9 protein-coding genes and 1 pseudogene are annotated in these 17949 nt (G+C 77.1%); 8 read left to right on the plus strand and 2 right to left on the minus strand.

Features of this window, described 5'->3' with window-relative positions:
* The first annotated feature begins 134 nt into the window (after nucleotides 1-134).
* The 3 genes from IPL61_30340 (at nucleotide 135) to IPL61_30350 (ending at nucleotide 3114) form a co-directional block, all read left to right on the plus strand.
* A complete protein-coding gene (locus tag IPL61_30340) occupies nucleotides 135-902 on the plus strand; it encodes a hypothetical protein (protein ID MBK9035510.1) in 768 nt (255 codons plus the stop codon).
* A 65-nt stretch (nucleotides 903-967) separates the two neighbouring features.
* On the plus strand, nucleotides 968-2218 hold the full coding sequence (locus IPL61_30345) for a sodium:proton antiporter (protein ID MBK9035511.1): 1251 nt from the start codon (nucleotides 968-970) through the stop codon (nucleotides 2216-2218).
* A gap of 110 nt (nucleotides 2219-2328) precedes the next feature.
* Nucleotides 2329-3114, plus strand: coding sequence for a hypothetical protein (locus IPL61_30350; GenBank protein MBK9035512.1), 786 nt, complete (start codon nucleotides 2329-2331; stop codon nucleotides 3112-3114).
* A gap of 16 nt (nucleotides 3115-3130) precedes the next feature.
* On the opposite strand, the gene IPL61_30355 is transcribed toward IPL61_30350, so the two are convergent.
* Nucleotides 3131-3703, minus strand: coding sequence for a TetR/AcrR family transcriptional regulator (locus IPL61_30355; GenBank protein MBK9035513.1), 573 nt, complete (start codon nucleotides 3701-3703; stop codon nucleotides 3131-3133).
* A gap of 141 nt (nucleotides 3704-3844) precedes the next feature.
* Between IPL61_30355 and IPL61_30360 the strand changes: the two are divergent.
* The 5 genes and pseudogenes from IPL61_30360 to glgB all read left to right on the plus strand — a co-directional run bounded on the left by IPL61_30360 (nucleotide 3845) and on the right by glgB (nucleotide 15971).
* Nucleotides 3845-4057: pseudogene (locus tag IPL61_30360) on the plus strand (hypothetical protein).
* A 2627-nt stretch (nucleotides 4058-6684) separates the two neighbouring features.
* Nucleotides 6685-8514 (plus strand): malto-oligosyltrehalose trehalohydrolase, encoded by a 1830-nt coding sequence (gene treZ, locus IPL61_30365; protein ID MBK9035514.1) that lies wholly within the window; start codon nucleotides 6685-6687, stop codon nucleotides 8512-8514.
* A 49-nt stretch (nucleotides 8515-8563) separates the two neighbouring features.
* The gene (locus IPL61_30370; protein ID MBK9035515.1) at nucleotides 8564-10768 is read left to right on the plus strand and encodes an alpha-1,4-glucan--maltose-1-phosphate maltosyltransferase; all 2205 of its coding nucleotides are present in this window, start codon (nucleotides 8564-8566) and stop codon (nucleotides 10766-10768) included.
* Nucleotides 10765-14070 carry a maltose alpha-D-glucosyltransferase gene (gene treS, locus IPL61_30375; GenBank protein ID MBK9035516.1) on the plus strand — a complete coding sequence of 1102 codons (3306 nt, stop codon included), beginning with the start codon at nucleotides 10765-10767 and terminating at the stop codon, nucleotides 14068-14070. Before IPL61_30370 ends, treS begins: the two co-directional genes overlap by 4 nt.
* Complete coding sequence (gene glgB / locus IPL61_30380; GenBank protein ID MBK9035517.1) at nucleotides 14067-15971, plus strand: 1,4-alpha-glucan branching protein GlgB; 1905 nt, start codon at nucleotides 14067-14069, stop codon at nucleotides 15969-15971. Before treS ends, glgB begins: the two co-directional genes overlap by 4 nt.
* Here the strand turns inward: glgB and IPL61_30385 are convergent.
* Nucleotides 15904-17784 carry a 4-alpha-glucanotransferase gene (locus tag IPL61_30385; GenBank protein MBK9035518.1) on the minus strand — a complete coding sequence of 627 codons (1881 nt, stop codon included), beginning with the start codon at nucleotides 17782-17784 and terminating at the stop codon, nucleotides 15904-15906. The genes glgB and IPL61_30385 overlap by 68 nt on opposite strands.
* Between the last annotated feature and the right edge of the window lie 165 nt (nucleotides 17785-17949).

The following is a 17949-nucleotide window of genomic DNA, read 5'->3' on the forward strand; positions in this document are numbered from 1 at the left end:
CGCGGCGTTGGGCCGGCGCGGGCGAGCTGGCGAGCGCGGGCAACCCGGACGGCGCGGCGTTGGGCCGGCGCGGGCGAGCTGGCGGGCGCGGGCAACCCGGACGGCGCGGCGGCGGTCACAACGGCATGCGCGCCGTGCCGTCCGTCGTCGCCGCGCTCGCGCTCGCGGCCGCGGGCTGTGGGCCGCCGAGCGCGCCGGCGACCCCGATCTACCGGTTCGCGCCCGATGACGCCGACGTGACGGCCGCGGCGCCGGACGATCGCGTCGCGGCCGACCGGCTGCTCGAGCTCGCGGTCGAGGCCAAGGGCGGGCGCGACCGGCTGCTGGCGCTGCGCGCCGTCCACGCCACGGGCACGATCGAGCTCGCGCGCGGGACGACGACGGTCGCGGGCACGTTCGAGCGCTGGCTCGAGGTCCCGGATCGCCAGCGCCTCGACGTCACCGTCGACGGCCACACGATCAGCGTCACCATCGACGGCGACGAGGTGGTCCAGCGCCAGGACCAGCGGGTCGGGACGATCGAGGGCGCCGCGGCCGACGCCCTGGTCGACAGCCTGTGGCGCGACCGCGACCTGGTGCTCGTGCACGCGCTGGCGGCGGGCGCGACCGCGAGCGCGGCCGGGACCGAGGCGGTCGACGGGACGACGTGCGACGCGGTGACGATCGCCCGGGGCGGCCAGCCGATGGCGCGGCTCCTGCTCGACCAGGCGTCCCACCTGATCGTCCGGATCGTGCCGCTGGGCGATGACGTGCAGGGGCACGAGGACGCCGCCGACTACCGCGAGGTCGACGGGCTGCGCTTCGCGCACCGCGTCGCGACGGTCGGGGCCGGTGCCCGGACCGACCTGGTCGTCGCCGCGCTCGACCTGACCACGCCGCTGCCCGACCCCGGCGCGCCGTAGCCGCGGGCCCCGCGCAAGGTGCGCGCGGCGCTGCCGTCGATCGCGCGGGCGCGGTAGAAGGGTGCATGTCCGACTTCCAGGTCGCGGCGGTGCTGCTCACGCTCACGGCCGCGTTGGCCTACGTCAACGCCCGCGTGCTCAAGCTGCCCTCGGCCATCGGGCTGATGGCGACCGCCCTGATCGCATCGATCATCGGCCTCGGCCTCGACGCCGCCGGCGTCACCGACATCGGCAGCCGCGTCGCGGCGCTGCTCGACCGCGTCGATCTCGCGTACGCGCTCATGCACGGGATGCTGGGGATCCTGCTGTTCGCGGGCGCGCTGCACGTGAACCTGGGCGATCTGCGCGATCAGCGGTGGCCGATCGCGGTGCTGGCGCTGGTCGGCACCGCGCTGTCGACCGCGCTGGTCGGGTACGGCGCGCACTACCTGTTCGCGGCCGTCGGCGTGGGCGTGCCGCTGATCCACTGCCTGGTGTTCGGCGCGCTGATCTCGCCCACCGATCCGATCGCGGTGCTCGGCATCCTCAAGGCCGCCGGGGCGCCGCGCAACGTCGAGGTGACGATCACCGGTGAGTCGCTGTTCAACGACGGCGTCGGCGTCGTGATCTTCCTGGCGCTGATCGGCGTCGCCAGCGGCGGCGATCCTACGCCCCGCGACATCGCGCGGCTGTTCGTGCAGGAGGCGCTGGGCGGCGCCGCCTTCGGCCTCGCGATCGGCTACGTCGGCTTCCGCCTGCTGCGCAGCATCGACCAGTACTCGGTCGAGGTGCTGATCACCCTGGCGATGGTGTTCGGCGGCTACGCCACCGCCGAGGTGCTGCACATCTCGGCGCCGATCGCCGCGGTCACGGCCGGCCTGCTGATCGGCAACCAGGGGCGCTCGCTGGCGATGTCCGACATCACCCGCGACCACATCGACGCGTTCTGGGAGCTGATCGACGAGATCCTCAACGCGGTGCTGTTCCTGCTGATCGGCCTCGAGGTCGTGCACCTCGAGGTCACCCGGGCGCTCGCGCTCGCGGCGGCGATGACGGTGCCGCTGGTGCTGGTCGCGCGGCTGATCTCGGTGGGCCTGCCGGGGATGTTCTTGCCGCAGCTGCGCCAGGACCGGGTCGCGACGCTGACGATGTTGACCTGGGGTGGCCTGCGCGGCGGCATCTCGGTGGCGCTGGCGCTGTCGCTGCCGCCGAGCCCGCACCGCGCGACGATCCTGGTGGTGACGTACGCGGTCGTGGTGTTCTCGATCCTGGTCCAGGGCCTCAGCCTCGGCCCGCTGATCCGGCGCATCGGGCGTGGGCTCCGCCCGGTCGCTTGATCGCCTCGCGGGTTGCGCCCGCGGATCGCGCGTCTTAGGTTTGTGTCGTCGACGTGGGCGTGGGTGGTCTGCCTGCGGATGACGTCGGCGCTCCGTTGCCGAGGCTTGCCATGACCACGACCGACCGTCACGCCCACTCCGACGACCAGGACGCCAAGAAGGCGGACGGCGAGGACGACGCCAAGAAGGACGCCAAGAAGGCGGACGACCAGGACGCCAAGGGCGCAGACGCGGCGCGGGCGGCCAAGGCCAAGGCCAAGGCCAAGGCCAAGGGCGACGACACCTCGGATCCGGAGGCGAAGCCCGAGGCAAAGGTCGAGGCAACGCCGGAGGCGAAGGCCGAGGCGACGCCAGAGGCGAAGGCCGAGGCGACGTCAGAGGCGAAGGCCGAGGCGACGCCAGAGGCGAAGACCGAGGCGACGCCAGAGGCAAAGGCCGAGGCGACACCAGAGGCGAAGGCCGAGGCGAAGCCGGAGGCAAAGGTCGAGGCGCTGGCGGCCAAGGTCGAGGCGAAGCTGGAGGCAGACGCACGGCCGAGGGCCGAGGCCAAGCCGGCGGCGTCGACGTCGGCCGAGGATCTCACCGAGGCGGTCGATCTCGTCGTGCTGCCGCCGCTCGACGCGTTGCCCGACGGCGATCCCGACGCCGCGGCGCCGCCGCCTGGGGTCGCACCGGCGGGCGACGCGCGTTCGCTGCGCGGGTTCACGCCCGACGGGACGCCTGGGTTCGCGGTGATCTACCGCCTGGGCGCGTCGCTGGTGATCGGCGACGGCACGGTCGGGCGGCGCGGTCGCTGGCGCGCGGTCTCGTACCCGGGCCCGGGGGCCGCCGCCAGCGCGTACGCGCAGACCTGCTCGGACTACACGACGCAGGGCTACGTCGACTTCCGCCGCTGACGACGGTCGACGCGGGTCAGGTCGACGGGGTCCGCGGCAGCGCCGCGAGGGTGGCGGACACGCCCGCGGTCAGCACGTCGGTGACGGCCGGCGACGACGCGTCGAGGCCCGACGACAGCCGGAACGAGCGAGCGCCGGCGATCGCTCCGGCCAGCACCGCGGCGAGATCGATCAGGGCGGCATCGGAGAGCTGGCCCCGGTCCTCGGGCGCCACGATCGCCGCGCCGGTGCGGCGCAGGTACTCGGTGAACACGCTGGCGAGCGCAGCGCTGGCGGTCGCGCGGACGCTCGCGAGGCCCCGGGCCTGGTGGAACAGCACCACGTACGCGGGGTGATCGTCGAAGAAGGCCTCGTGCGCCGCGATCACCGCGGCGACCCGGTCGGCGGGCGCGCGCACGTGCACCGGGGCGAGGTAGCGGTTGTCCAGCAGCTCGACGCCCTGGGCGACCAGCTCGGCGATCAGGCGATCCTTGGACTCGAAGTAGTTGTAGAAGGCGCCCTTGCCCAGGTCGCTGCGCTCGGTGATGTCCTCGATGCGCGTGCCGTAGACCCCGCGCTCCGCGATCAGCCGAATGGCGACATCGAGCAACGCTTGACGCGTTCGTTCCTTCTTCCGCTCGCGGCGATCTGGCTCTTTCACGGTCGTCTACGACCAGTATTTACACAAATATACCTGCATTTCAACAACATGAGAGACTCATTGCATTGACAATCGGTCATTTGGCGACCTATGGTCATTTACGACTTGCGGTCGCAATTCATGAGGATCCCCACCGCTACCTATCGGCTGCAGCTCCACGGGCTCGGCCTCGACGCCGCCCGAGACCTGACCGGCTACCTCCACGATCTGGGCGTCTCCGACTGCTACGCGTCGCCGTTCCTGGCGGCCGCGCCGGGCAGCAACCACGGGTACGACGTCATCGATCACGAGCGCGTCGATCCGGCGCTCGGCACCGAGGCGCAGCTGGTCGAGTTCGCCACGGCGCCCGGCGCGGGCGGGGGGGCGCCCGGGGGGGGGGGGGCCCAACCGCAGGGGCGGCGCCGGCGCCAACGGCGGGGGGGGGGGCGGGGGGGGGGCCGCGCCGGGCGGCCCGCCGGCGCCGCGCCTGCGCCGCCACCGCCGGGGGCCCCCCCCAGGGCCGCCGGCGGGGCGGGGGGGGGCCGCGGGCGGGCGGGGGGGGGGGGGGGGGGGGGGGGGGGCGCGGCGCGGCGCGAGGCGGCCCCCCGCGGGCCGCCCGCCGCGCCCCCCCCCCGCCGCCCCCGCCGCGCCCGGGGGCCCCCCGCCGGCGCGGGGCCGCGGGGCGGCGCCCGCCGGCCCGCGCGGCGCGGCGCGGCCGCGCCGCGGCGCCGCCGCGGGCGCCGGGGGGGGCCGCCGGCGCCCCCGCCGGGGCCGCGCCGCCCCGGCGCCGCGCGGGCCCGCGCGGCGAGGGGCGGGGCGGGAGGGCCGCCGCGGGGGGGCCGGGGCGGGGCGGGGGCGGCGGGCCGCGGGGGGCGGGGGGGCCCCCGGGCGCGCGGGGGGGGCGCCGCGGCGCGGCGGGGCGGGGCGGCCCGGCGCGCGCCCCCCGGCGCCGCCCGGGGCGAGCGGCCGCGCCGCGCGCGCCGCGGGGGGGGCGGGGGCGGCCGGCCACCCGCGCCGGGTGCGCCGGGGGGGCGGGGGGGGGGGGCGCCGCGCCGCGGCGCGGGGGCCGGGGCGGGCCCGGCGGGGGGCCGGGGCCCGGGGGGCGGGGGGGGGGGCCGGGCGCCCCCGGCGGCCGCCGGCGGGCGGGGGCCGGCCCGCGCCGCGCCCGGCCCCGCGGCCGGCCGGCGCCCCGCGAGGGCGGCGCCGCGGGGCGGCGCGGGCGGGGGCGGGGGGGGCCGGGGGCCGCGGGCCGGGGCCGGCGCCGGCGGCGCCGGGGCCGCGCGGCCCCGGGACCGGGGGCCGCGGCGGCGGGGCCGGGGGGGCCGGCCGGGCGGGGGCCCCCCGGGGGCGTGCCGGCCGGCGGGGGCCCCCCGCCGGCGGCCCCCCCCGGGCGGGGGGGCGGGCGGGCCGCGGGGGCGGCGGGCCGCCGGGCCCGCCGGGGCCGCCGGGGGGGCGCGCGCGGCCGCCGGCGGGCGGCGGGCGCGGACCGCGCCCCCGCGCCCCCCGGCCGGCCGCGGCCCCCGCGAGGGCCGGCGCGGCGCGGCCCGGGCGCTCCGCGCGCGGCGGGCGCCCGGCGGCGGACGGGACCGGGGGCGCGGGCGACCGGGGCCGCGGCGGGGGCGCGGGGGCCGGCCGCAGCGGCCGCGCGCCCCGCGGGGCCAGGGGGGCGCGCCCGCGCCGGGGGGGGCGGCCCGCGGGGGGCCGGGGGGGCGGGCGGCCGGCCCGCGGCGCGGGCGGGCGCCCCGCCGCGGGGGCGGGGGGGCGCCCCCGCGCCCCGCGCGCGGGCCGCGGGGCGGGGGGGCTCGGGGCCCGGGCCCCCCGGGGCGGGGGACGGGGCCCGGGGGGGCGGGGGCGGGGGGCGCGAGGGGCGGGGCCGCGGCCCGGGGGCGCGGGGGCGGGGCGGGGGGGGGGGGGCCGGGGGGGGGCGGGGGGGGGGGGCCCCCCGGCGCCGGGCGGGGGGCGGCCGGGGCCGCGGGGGGGGGGGGGGGGGGGGGGGCCGCGCGCGGGGGGGGGGGGGGGGGGGGGGGGCGGGCCGGGGGGGGCGGGGCGGGCGGGGCGGCGGGCGGCCGGCGGGCCGCGCCCCGGGGGGGGCGGCCCGGCGGCCCGTCCCGCCGGGGGGGGGCCCGGGGCCGGCGGCGGCGGGGGGCGGGGGGGGGGCGGCGGGGGGCCGGGGGCCGGGGCCGGGGGGGGGGGGGGGGCGGGGCCGGGGCCGGGGCAGGCGGCCGGGGCGGCCGGCGGGGGCGGCGGAGGGGGCCGGGGGGCGGGGGCCGGGGGGGGGGCCCCGCCGGTGGGGGCGGGGCGGGCGGCCGAGGGGGGGGGGGGGGCGGCCGGGGGGGGGGGGGGGGGCCGGGCGGGCGGGGGGGGGCCGCGGGGGGGGGCGGCGCCGCGCGGGGGCGGGGGCGGGGGGGCCCCGGGCGGCGGGGGGGGGGGACGGCCGCGGGGGGCGGGCGCTCCGGGGGGGGCGGGGGGGTGGCCCCGGCGGGGCGGGGGCGCCGGGGGGCGGGGGGGGGGGGGGGGCGGGCGGGGGGGGGCGGGCGGGGGGCGGGGGGGGCGGCGGGGGGGGGGGGCCGGGGGCGGGCCCGGGGGGGGGGGGGGGAGGGGGGGGGGGGGGGGGGGCGGGGGGGGGGGCGGGGGGGGGGGGGGGGGTCGGGGGGGCCGGGGGGGGGGGGGGCGCGGGGGGCCCGCGGGGGGGGGGGGGGGGCGCCGCCGGGCGGGCGGGGGGGGGGGCCGGGGGGGGGGGCGGCCGCCGCCGGGGGGGGGGGGGCCGCCGAGCCGCCGGCGGCGCCGATCGGCGCGCGCTGGGGCGACACCACGATCGACCTCGGGCCGACGTCGGCCGCCGCGTACACGGACGCGCTGACCGGGCGCACGCTCGCGCCGTCGGAGCGCTCGACCCTGGCGCTGGCCGACGTCTTCGCCCACCTGCCGGTGGCGATCCTCGAGGCGCGGCCGTGACCGTCGACCTGCAGCTCGGCGCCACGCCGACCGCCGGCGGCGTCCGGTTCCGGGTGTGGGCGCCGCGGGCCCGGTCGCTGCGCGTGCGCCTGGGCGCGCAGACCTTGCCGCTGGCGCGCGGCGCCGACGACGTCTACGAGGCGATCGTGATCGGGGCCGGGCTCGACGCCGACTACAGCTACGTCCTCGACGACGCCCTGGTGCGCCCCGACCCGGTCAGCCGCTGGCAGCCGCACGGCGTGCACGGGCCGTCGCGGGTGCTCGACCCCGACGCGTACCCGTGGACCGACGCCGGCTGGCGCGGGCGCGCGCTGGCCGAGCTCGTCACCTACGAGCTCCACGTCGGCACGTTCACGCCCGAGGGCACGTTCGCGGCCGCGGCCGCGCGCCTGCGGCAGCTCGCCGAGCTCGGCGTCACCGCCGTCGAGCTGATGCCGGTGGCCGAGTTCCCGGGCGGGCGCAACTGGGGCTACGACGGGGTCCACCTGTTCGCCCCGCAGTCGACCTACGGCGGGCCCGACGGCCTGCGCGGGTTCGTCGACGCGGCCCACGCGGTCGGCCTCGCGGTCGTGCTCGACGTCGTCTACAACCACCTCGGCCCCGAGGGCAACTACCTCGGCGACTTCGGCCCGTACGTCACCGACACGCACCGCACGCCCTGGGGCCCGGCGCTCAACCTCGACGGCGCCGACGCCGACGGCGTCCGCCGGCACCTGCTCACCAACGCGGTGATGTGGTTCCGCGAGTACCACGTCGACGGGCTCCGGCTCGACGCGATCCACGGCATCTTCGATCACGCGCCGCGGCACCTGCTGGCCGAGCTGCGCGCGGCGGTGACCGCCGCGGTGCCCGATCGCCAGACCCACGTCATCGCCGAGAGCGACCTCAACGACGTGCGCGTGATCGCGCCGCCGGCGGTCGGCGGCTACGGGCTCGACGCGCAGTGGAGCGACGACTTCCACCACGCGCTGCGCACCGCGCTGACCGGCGATCGCCGTGGCTACTTCGCCGACTTCGGCGAGGTCGCGGACGTGGCCAAGGCCGTGACCGCGAGCTTCGTCTACGACGGCCAGCGCTCGGCCCACCGTCGGCGCCGCCACGGCACGTCGGCGGTCGCGCGCCCGGGCGAGCAGTTCGTCGTGTACGTGCAGAACCACGATCAGATCGCCAACGGCTCGCAGGGCCGGCGGCTGACGACGATCGTCGGCCACCGCGCCCACGCCCTGGCCGCGACCGTGCTCCTGACCGCGCCGAACCTGCCGCTCCTGTTCATGGGCGAGGAGTACGCCGAGCCGGCGCCGTTCCAGTACTTCGTCAGCCACGGCGATCCCGCGCTGGTCGCCGCGGTGCGCGAGGGCCGGCGACGCGAGCACGCCGACCTGGCGGGCGCCGACGACTTCGTCGACCCGCAGGCCGAGGCCACGTTCGCGGCCTGCGCGCTCGACTGGGCCCTGCGCGCGCAGGGGCCGCACGCGCAGATGCTGGCGCTGTACCGCGACCTGCTGGCGCTGCGGCGCGGCGCGCCGTGCCTGAGCAACTGCCGCAAGGACCTGACCCGGGCGTGGTCGAGCGACGCCGCCCGCTGGCTGGTGATCGAGCGGGCCGATCCCGGCGGCCAGCGCGCGCGCGTGGTGTGCAACCTGGCCGCGCGGGCCCAGCGGGTGCCGTGCCCCGAGCTCGACGGGCGGCTCCGCCTGGCGCTGGCGACCGACGACCCGCGCTACGGCGGCGACGCCGCCCCGACCGAGCTCGACCTGACCGACGGGCCGCTGGCGCTGCCGCCGCACACCGCCCGCATCTACCTGACCGATCGAGGCGACCGATGACCGCGCTCGTGATCCATGGCCACGTCTACCAGCCCCGGCGCGAGCACCCATGGTCGGGCGCGGTCGAGCGCGAACCCAGCGCCCACCCCGACCACGACGGGAACCGCCGGACCTCGAGGTTGGCCGGCGCGCGCTCCCGCTCGTCGGCGCGCGGGCAGCTGATCGACCTGGCCATGCCGATGGCGAGCCCCGACGTGGTCGGCCACGCCCTGCGCGCGGCGTTCGCGATGGTGGCGGCGCCGGCGCCCGGCGCGGGAGCCGGCGCGTGAGGCCGGTCGGCGACGGTCGGCAGCGCGTGGTCGTGCTGGCGATGCGGCCCGAGGTCGACGGCGGCCGCTACCCGGCCAAGCGCATCCTCGACGAGCCGGTGACGATCGAGGCCGATCTGCTGGCCGACGGCCACGACGTGCTGGCCGCCGTGCTGCAGTACCGCCACGCGGCCGACGAGGCCTGGCGCGAGACCCCGCTGACGCCCGCGGGCAACGACACCTGGCGCGCGACGTTCACGCCGACCCGGCTCGGCCGCTACCAGTGCGTCGCCCTGGGCTGGGTCGACGCGTTCGCCACCTGGCGCCACGGGCTCGAGCGCAAGGTCGCGGCCGGCGCCGACGTGACGGTCGAGCTGCTCGAGGGCGCCGCGCTGATCGAGGCCGCGGCCGCGCGGTCGACCGGGATCGATCGGGGCCCGCTGGCCGCGGCCGCGACGACGGTGCGCGGGCCCGGGCCGCTGCCCGCGCGGATCGCCGCCGCCGCCGACGTCGGCCTCGCCGCCGCGATCGCGCGCCACCCCGACCGGACCCGCGCGACCGGCTACCGCCACCCGCTCGAGCTGCACGTCGAGCGACCGCTGGCCCGCTGCGCCGCCTGGTACGAGCTGTTCCCGCGCTCGACCGGCCCGGCCGGGCGCCACGGCACGCTCCGCGACGCCGAGGCTCGGCTCGCCTACGTCGCCGAGCTCGGCTTCGACATCCTGTACCTGCCGCCGATCCATCCGATCGGCCAGGCGTTCCGCAAGGGCCCCGACAACGCGCCGGTCGCTGGCCCCGACGATCCCGGCAGCCCGTGGGCGATCGGCGGCGCCGCGGGCGGCCACACCAGCGTGCATCCGGATCTCGGCACGCTCGCCGACTTCGATCACTTCGTCGCGGCGGCGCGCGACCACGGCCTCGAGGTCGCGCTCGACATCGCGCTGCAGGCCTCGCCCGATCACCCGTGGGTGACCGCGCACCCGACCTGGTTCCGGGCCCGCCCCGACGGCAGCATCCAGTACGCCGAGAACCCGCCCAAGAGGTACCAGGACGTCTACCCGTTCGACTTCGAGTCGGCCGACTGGGAGGCGCTGTGGGACGCGCTCCTGGGCATCTTCTTGTTCTGGGCCGAGCGCGGCGTGCGGTGCTTCCGCGTCGACAACCCCCACACCAAGCCGCTGCCGTTCTGGGAGTGGTGCATCGCCCAGGTCCAGGCGACCTACCCCGACGCGCTGTTCCTGGCCGAGGCGTTCACGCGGCCCAAGCTGACCTACGCGCTGGCCAAGGGCGGCTTCTCGCAGTCGTACACGTACTTCACCTGGCGGACCACCAAGCTCGAGCTGACGCGCTACCTCGAGGAGCTGACCCAGACCGACGTCGCCGACTACTTCCGGCCCAACTTCTGGCCGACGACGCCCGACATCTTCCCCGAGCACCTCGTCCACGGCGGCCCGGCCGCGTTCGTCGCCCGGGCGATCCTGGCCGGGACCCTCGCCAGCGCCTACGGGATCTACGGCCCGTCGTACGAGCTCATGGAGCACACGCCGCGGGTCGGCGCCGAGGAGCTGGCCCAAAACGAGAAGTACCAGCTGCGCGCCTGGGACCTCGATCGGCCCGACAGCCTGCGCCACGTGCTGGCGCGGCTCAACCGGATCCGGCGCGCGCACCCGGCGCTGCACGCGAACCGCTCGCTGCGGTTCCACCCCTGTGCGCACGACCTCGTGCTGTGCTTCTCCAAGCGCACCGCCGATCACCGCGACGTGATCCTGGTGGTCGTCAACCTCGACCCGCACCACACCCACGGCGCCTGGCTCGACCTCGACCTCGCCGAGCTGGGCGTGGCCGCGGACGAGGCCTTCCAGGTCCACGATCTGCTCGGCGACGCCCACTACCTGTGGCGCGGGCCGCGCAACTACGTCGAGCTCGCGCCCGGGGTCATGCCGGCCCATGTGTTCGAGCTGCGCCGGCTGGTCCGGCGCGAGCAGCACTTCGAGTACTTCCTATGACCCCACCCACGCCCGCGCCCGCGCCCCTCGAGTCGACCGATGATCCGTTCTGGTACAAGGACGCCGTCATCTACGAGCTGCACATCCGTGCGTTCAAGGACGCCAACGGCGACGGCATCGGCGACCTGCCGGGCCTGATCGAGCAGCTCGACTACCTCGTCGATCTCGGCGCCACCGCGATCTGGCTGCTGCCGTTCTATCCGTCGCCGCTGCGCGACGGCGGCTACGACATCGCCGACTACACCGGCGTCCACGAGCACTACGGCACCCGCGCCGACGTGGCCCGGCTGCTGCGCGAGGCCCACCAGCGCGGCCTGCGCGTGATCACCGAGCTGGTGCTGAACCACACCTCGGCCGAGCACCCGTGGTTCCAGCGGGCCCGGCAGGCGCCGGCGGGCAGCCCCCACCGCGCCTGGTACGTCTGGAGCGACACGCCCAAGCGCTACGCCGACGCCCGGATCATCTTTCAGGACTTCGAGACCTCGAACTGGTCGTGGGACCCGGTCGCGAACGCCTACTACTGGCACCGGTTCTACGCCCACCAGCCCGACCTCAACTTCGAGAACCCGGACGTCCAGGCCGCGCTGTTCGAGGTGATCGACTTCTGGATGGAGCTGGGCGTCGACGGCATGCGCCTCGACGCGGTGCCGTACCTGTTCGAGCGCGAGGGCACGAGCTGCGAGAACCTGCCCGAGACCCACGCGTTCCTGAAGCAGCTGCGCGCGCACATCGACGCCAAGTTCCCGAACCGGATGCTCCTGGCCGAGGCCAACCAGTGGCCGTCGGACGCCGCCGCCTACTTCGGCGACGGCGACGAGTGCCACATGAACTTCCACTTCCCGCTGATGCCGCGGATGTTCATGGCGATCCAGCAGGAGGACAGCTTCCCGATCGTCAACATCATCAAGCGCACGCCGGCGATCCCCGAGAGCTGCCAGTGGGCGACGTTCCTGCGCAACCACGACGAGCTGACGCTCGAGATGGTGACCGACGAGGATCGCGACTCGATGATCCGGGCCTACGCGTCCGAGCGCCACGCCCGGATCAACCTCGGCATCCGCCGCCGGCTGATGCCGCTGTTGACGGTGCGCCGCAAGGTCGAGCTGATGAACGCGCTCTTGCTGTCGCTGCCGGGCACGCCGGTCATCTACTACGGCGACGAGATCGGCATGGGCGACAACATCTACCTCGGCGACCGCAACGGCGTCCGCACGCCGATGCAGTGGAGCGGCGACCGCAACGGCGGCTTCTCGCGGGCCAACCCGCAGAAGCTGTACCTGCCGACGATCATCGACCCCGAGTTCCACTACGAGGCGATCAACGTCGAGGCCCAGCAGGCCAACCCGTCGTCGCTCTTGTGGTGGATGAAGCACCTGATCGCCAAGCGCAAGGAGCACCGGGTCTTCGGCCGCGGCACGATCGAGTTCGTCACCAGCGACAACCCGCGCATCCTCGGGTTCGTGCGCGCCTACGACGGCGAGCGCGTGCTCGTGCTCGCGAACCTGTCGCGGTTCGTGCAGTGCGCGCGCTTCGACCTGCGGCAGCTCGCGGGCACGGTCCCGGTCGAGATGTTCGGCCGGATGCGGTTCCCCGAGGTCACCGACGCGCCGTACTTCGTCTCGCTCGGGCCGCACGGGTTCTACTGGCTGTCGCTCGAGCCGGCGGCGCCGGCGGCGCTCGACGCGGGCGCGCCGACCCTGGCCTGCCGCGCTGGCTGGGCCGAGGTGCTGGCGGCGCCGCGGCGGGCCGAGCTGGCGCGGGTGCTGACCACGTACGCGCGCGCGCGGCGGTGGTTCCGGAGCAAGTCCCGGACGGTCAAGCACACCGCGATCACCGACGTGGTGCCGACCGGCGACGGGCACGCGCTCGTGCTCTTGCAGTTCGAGTACCAGCACGGCGCCAGCGAGACCTACGCGATCCCGGTCGCGTTCGTGCCCGACGCGCCCGACAGCGCGCGGCCGGTGGTCGGCGTGATCGCCGCGGTGACGATCGGCTCGGCGGGCGACGGCGGGACGCTGGTGGACGCGGTGGTGAGCGAGGCGTTCGCGGCGGCGCCGCTGGCGCTGATGCGCGACCAGGCCACGATCGCCGGCGGCCACGGCGCGCTGGTCGGCGAGGCGTTCCCGTCGCTGGCCGCGCTCGCGCCCGACGTCGAGCTCGGCCCACGCCTGGTGACCGCCGAGCAGAGCAACAGCGCGATCATCTACGGCGGCCGGTACCTGCTCAAGCTGTTCCGGGTCGCGGCCGAGGGGCCGAGCACCGAGGACGAGCTCGGGCGGTTCCTCCACCGGCGCGACGCCCGCGGCGTGGCGCGCCTGGCCGGCGCGCTCGAGTATCGTCGCGCGGGGCAGGAGTCGACGACGATCGGCGTGCTGTTCGACTTCGTCCCCAACCAGGGCGACGCCTGGCAGCTCGCGCTCGACGCGCTCGATCGCTGCTTCGACCGGCTCCTGGCCGACGGCGCGCGGCCCGAGGCGCCGGAGCCGCTCGCGCCCACGCTCCTGGCCCGGGCCGCGGTGGCACCGACCGCGCAGGTGGCCGAGTGGGTGGGCCCGTTCCTGGACCGCGCGCGGCTGCTGGGCCAGCGCACCGCCGAGCTGCACCAGGTGCTCGCGTCGGAGCCGTCCGATCCGCTGTTCGCGCCGCAGCCGTTCGACATCATGCACCAGCAGTCGCTGTACCAGGGCGCGAGCGGGCTGATGGCGCGCACGTACGAGGTGCTGCGCGCGCAGCTGACGCAGCTGCCCGACGAGACCCGGGCGCTGGCCGAGCGGGCGCTGGCGCGCGAGGCCGACACCGATCGCGCGCTGGCGCGGATCACCGCGCGCAAGCTCGACGTGACGCGGATCCGCGTCCACGGCGACTACCACCTGGGCCAGGTGCTGTGGACCGGCGACGACTTCGTGATCATCGACTTCGAGGGCGAGCCGGCGCGGCCGCTGTCGCAGCGGCGGTTCAAGCGCTGCCCGCTGCGCGACGTCGCCGGCATGGTGCGGTCGTTCCACTACGCCGGCGAGGCGGCCCGACGCGACGGGCGCGTGCGGCCCCAGGACGCGCCGGTGTTGGCGCCGTGGGCGCAGGCCTGGCCCGAGTGGGTGTCGGCGGCGTTCCTGGGCGGGTACCTCGAGGTGCTCGCGGGCTCCGCGCTGTTGCCCGCCAGCCCCGGCGACGTCGCGATGCTGCTCGACTTCTACCTGCTCGAGAAGTGCATCTACGAGATCGGGTACGAGCTGGACAACCGCCCGGCCTGGGTCGAGATCCCGCTGCGCGGGCTGCTGGCGCTGACCGAGGACGCCCGATGACCGAGCGGCACGAGTTCGGCGAGCTCGACGCGCACCTGCTGCGCGAGGGCACGCACCCGCGGCTCCACGATACGCTGGGGGCCCACCCGGTGCCGGGCGGCACCCGGTTCGCGGTCTGGGCGCCCGCGGCGGCCGCGGTCAGCGTGATCGGCGAGTTCAACCGCTGGGCACCTGGGGTCGCGCCGCTGGCGCCGGTCGGGGACACCGGCGTGTGGAGCGGCGTCGTGCCCGGCGTCGGCCACGGCGCGCTCTACAAGTACGAGATCGCGTCGCGCGTCGGCGGGTACCGGGTCGCCAAGGCCGATCCGTTCGCGCGCCGCCACGAGGTCGCGCCCGGCACCGCGTCGATCGTCTGGGACCGCGCGTACGTCTGGACCGACGCCGCCTGGCTCGCGCGCCGCGGCGCCGTCAACGCGCTGACCGCGCCGATGTCGATCTACGAGGTCCACCTCGGGTCGTGGCGGCGGCACGCCGAGGACGGCCGGTCGCTCACCTACCGCGAGGCCGCGCCGCTCCTGGTCGAGCACGCGCGCCGGCTCGGCTTCACCCACGTCGAGCTGTTGCCGCTGACCGAGCACCCGTTCTACGGCTCGTGGGGCTACGAGACCACCGGCTACTTCGCCGCGACCTCGCGCTACGGCGAGCCCGAGGACCTGATGGCGTTGATCGACCTGCTCCACGGCGCCGGCCTCGGCGTGATCATGGACTGGGTGCCGGCCCACTTCCCCAACGACGAGCACGGCCTGGTCTTCTTCGACGGCACGCCGCTGTTCGAGTACGCCGATCCGCGGCGCGGGTTCCACCCCGAGTGGAGCACGCAGATCTTCGACTACGGCCGCGAGGAGGTGCGCAGCTTCCTCCTGTCGAGCGCGCTGGCGTGGATCGATCGGTTCCACGTCGACGGGCTCCGCGTCGATGGCGTCGCGACGATGCTCTACCGCGACTACGGCCGCAAGGACGGCGAGTGGGTCGCGAACGCCCACGGCGGCAACCAGAACGAGGAGGCGGTGGTGCTGCTGCAGCGGCTCAACGCCGCGATCCGGCGCGAGCGCCCCGACGTCGTGACGATCGCCGAGGAGTCGACCGCGTGGCCCCACGTCACCGGCCCCGCCGCCGACGGCCTCGGCTTCGACTACAAGTGGGACATGGGCTGGATGCACGACACGCTCGCGTACTTCGCGCGCGAGCCGGTCCACCGGCGCCACCACCACGGCGAGCTGACGATGCGCGGGCTGTACCTGTACGCCGAGGCGTTCGTGCTGCCGCTGTCCCACGACGAGGTCGTCCACGGCAAGCGGTCGCTGCTCGGCAAGATGCCGGGCGATCGCTGGCAGCAGTTCGCGAACCTGCGCCTGCTCTACGCGTACATGTACTCGCAGCCGGGCAAGAAGCTCCTGTTCATGGGCGCCGAGCTGGCGGCCGACCGCGAGTGGGACCACGACGCCGGCCTGCCCTGGGACCTGCTCGACCTGCCCGACGATCCGGCCCACCGGCAGATCCAGCTCCTGGTCGGCGAGCTCAACCGGGTCTACAAGGACGAGCCGGCGCTGCACGAGCTCGACTGCGCGCCCGGCGGGTTCCGGTGGCTGGTGGTCGACGACGCCGAGCGCAGCGTGCTGGTCTACGAGCGCCGCGCGCGCGACGGCGAGGTCGTGATCGTCGCGCTCAACTTCACGCCGGTGCCGCGCCCGAACTACCGCGTCGGCGTGCCGGCGCCGGGCTGGTGGGACGAGCTGGTCAACACCGACGCGGTCGCGCTCGGCGGCAGCGGCCAGGGCAACCTCGGCGGCGTCGAGGCGACGCCGGTCCCGGCCCAGGGCCACGCGCTGTCGATCAACCTGGTGCTGCCGCCGCTCGGAGCGCTGTTCCTGCGGCGCCGGCCAGCGCCTCGAGCTGGGTGATCAGCGCGGTCGAGGTCGAGCCGCGCGCGCGCAGCGCCAGCGCCAGCGCCAGCGGCAGGTCGAGCGCGGCGCCGCGGGCGACCCGGGCGGCGTACTGGTCGGCGAACCCGGCCGGCAGGCGCAAGGACCAGTTGGCGTCGGCGAAGGTCCCGGGCACGTTGAACCGCGCGGCGTAGCCGAACAGATCGGCGAAGAACACCATCGCGTTGCCGGCCGGGCTGGCCAGCGCCTCGGCCAGCATCGCCGCGGCGAGCAGCCCCGGCTCACCGACGAGCGCGGCGGTCGCGGCTGGCGCCAGCGCGAGCCGGGTCACGAGGTGGGCGGCCCACCGGGCGCGGCGCGCCGGGGCCCAGCCGTCGATCAGGCCGAAGATCGACGGCGTGTCGTGGTTGCCGAGCATCACCCAGTCGGCGGGCGCGGCGTTCTCGGCCCGGTAGACGTCGGTGGCGTCGTCGAGGTTGGCCTTCTGCAGCACGCGCCAGCGGCCGAGGTGGTGGCGCCCGAGCACGCGCGCGAGCGGCAGCGGCAGCGTGCTCAGGACCTCGCACGAGATCGCGGCGCGCGCGCAGCCGTGGCGCGCGGCCGCGTCGACGAGCACGTCGACCAGGATCGCGTAGCGATCGACCTGGGCCGGCGTCAGCGCGGTGACCCAGCCGTCGGCATGGCGGGCCTGGGTCCGATCGAGCTGCGCCGCGGTGGCGATGGCGTAGCGGGCCAGGCGGGGGTGGTCGGGCAGGTCGGGCGCCTCGTACAGCCGCGCGCCGGCGCGCACCGCCGCCGCGGCATCGACGGCGTCGCGGCGGTAGACCCAGGGGCACACCAGGCCGTGCGGGTGATCGATCCGCGCGCTGTCGTGCTCGGCGAAGGTCTTGTCGGCGCGGGCCCGGACCAGCTCGAGCGCGGCGCCGCCCGGGTGGAGCTGGTCGGGATCGAGCACCGGGTAGTTCCACGGCTGGCCGTCGGCGTTGGTCCGGCTCGGCGGCGCGCCGACGACGTAGTCGGGCAGGAACGCCGCGGCCCAGCTCCAGGCGTCGCTCGGCGCCAGGCCGACCTGCAGATCGGCGTAGAGCGCCAGGTCGAGGGCGCGGGCGCGGGCGCGGACCTGATCGTGGGCGGCGTGGGCGAGGAGCTGGCCGAACCCGTAGCGCGCGATCGCGTCGGCGTGGGCGCGGCGCAGCGCGGCGCGGCGGTCGCAGCGCGCGGGCGCGTCGTCGAGGAACAGCGTCGCGTCGAGCGGATCGGGCCAGGCGTCGGCGCCGACGCCGCCGTGGACCGCGGTCAGCGCCGCGTGCAGCGCGTCGCGCTCGAGCCAGCGCTGGTGGGTGTGCGCGAACGCGCGCAGCCGCGGCGCCAGGTCCGGACGCGCGCCGCGCGCGAAGCTGGCCCAGGCCGCGTCGACCAGGCCGTGGGCGGCGTCGTGGGCCCGCTGATGATCGCCGCGGTCACCGCCGTCGCCTCGCCGCGCCGCGAGCGCGGCCGGGTCGAGCAGCCCCGCGAACTCGCCGTCGGGCTCGAGGCTGGCCTTGGGGATCGAGGCCAGCGCGCGCGAGAAGATCGTCCCGTCGTAGGGTGACGGGTTGCCGCGCGAGGTCTCGCCCGCGGGGCCGAGCTGCAGCCCGGTGAAGCCGAGGGCGTGCGCGAGCTCGAGCAGCCGGTGGCCGGCGCGGGTGCCCGGGGCGCCGGCGCCGAGGTCCTCGTCGGGATCCGCCGGGAAGCTGGCGCCGTGGATGGCGAGCAGCAGCCGGTCCACGCCCAGCTCGGCCAGCGCGGCGCGGGTGAGCGCGCGCTGCTCCGGGGGCACGGCCGACGACATCGGTGGCTGCTTACCACGGCGGTCGACGGGGCAACGCCCGACGTGCGCGCGCGGTGAACACGGAGGATGATGGGGCGTGCCCGACCCTGAACTCGATCCGGCCGCGGCGCCGACGGGCCCGCTGCCGCGGACCGTGTGGCTGCTCGGCGGCGTGTCGTTCTTCGC

Source organism: Myxococcales bacterium (assembly GCA_016717005.1).
Taxonomy (GTDB): Bacteria; Myxococcota_A; Polyangia; order Haliangiales; family Haliangiaceae; genus UBA2376.

Bases quoted from the DNA above. Each gene is read 5' to 3' on its own strand.
- IPL61_30385 (MBK9035518.1), bottom strand. From the start codon at position 17,784: ATGTCGTCGGCCGTGCCCCCGGAGCAGCGCGCGCTCACCCGCGCCGCG.
- IPL61_30345 (MBK9035511.1), top strand. From the start codon at position 968: ATGTCCGACTTCCAGGTCGCGGCGGTGCTGCTCACGCTCACGGCCGCG.
- IPL61_30350 (MBK9035512.1), top strand. From the start codon at position 2,329: ATGACCACGACCGACCGTCACGCCCACTCCGACGACCAGGACGCCAAG.
- glgB (MBK9035517.1), top strand. From the start codon at position 14,067: ATGACCGAGCGGCACGAGTTCGGCGAGCTCGACGCGCACCTGCTGCGC.
- IPL61_30370 (MBK9035515.1), top strand. From the start codon at position 8,564: ATGGTCGGGCGCGGTCGAGCGCGAACCCAGCGCCCACCCCGACCACGA.
- treS (MBK9035516.1), top strand. From the start codon at position 10,765: ATGACCCCACCCACGCCCGCGCCCGCGCCCCTCGAGTCGACCGATGAT.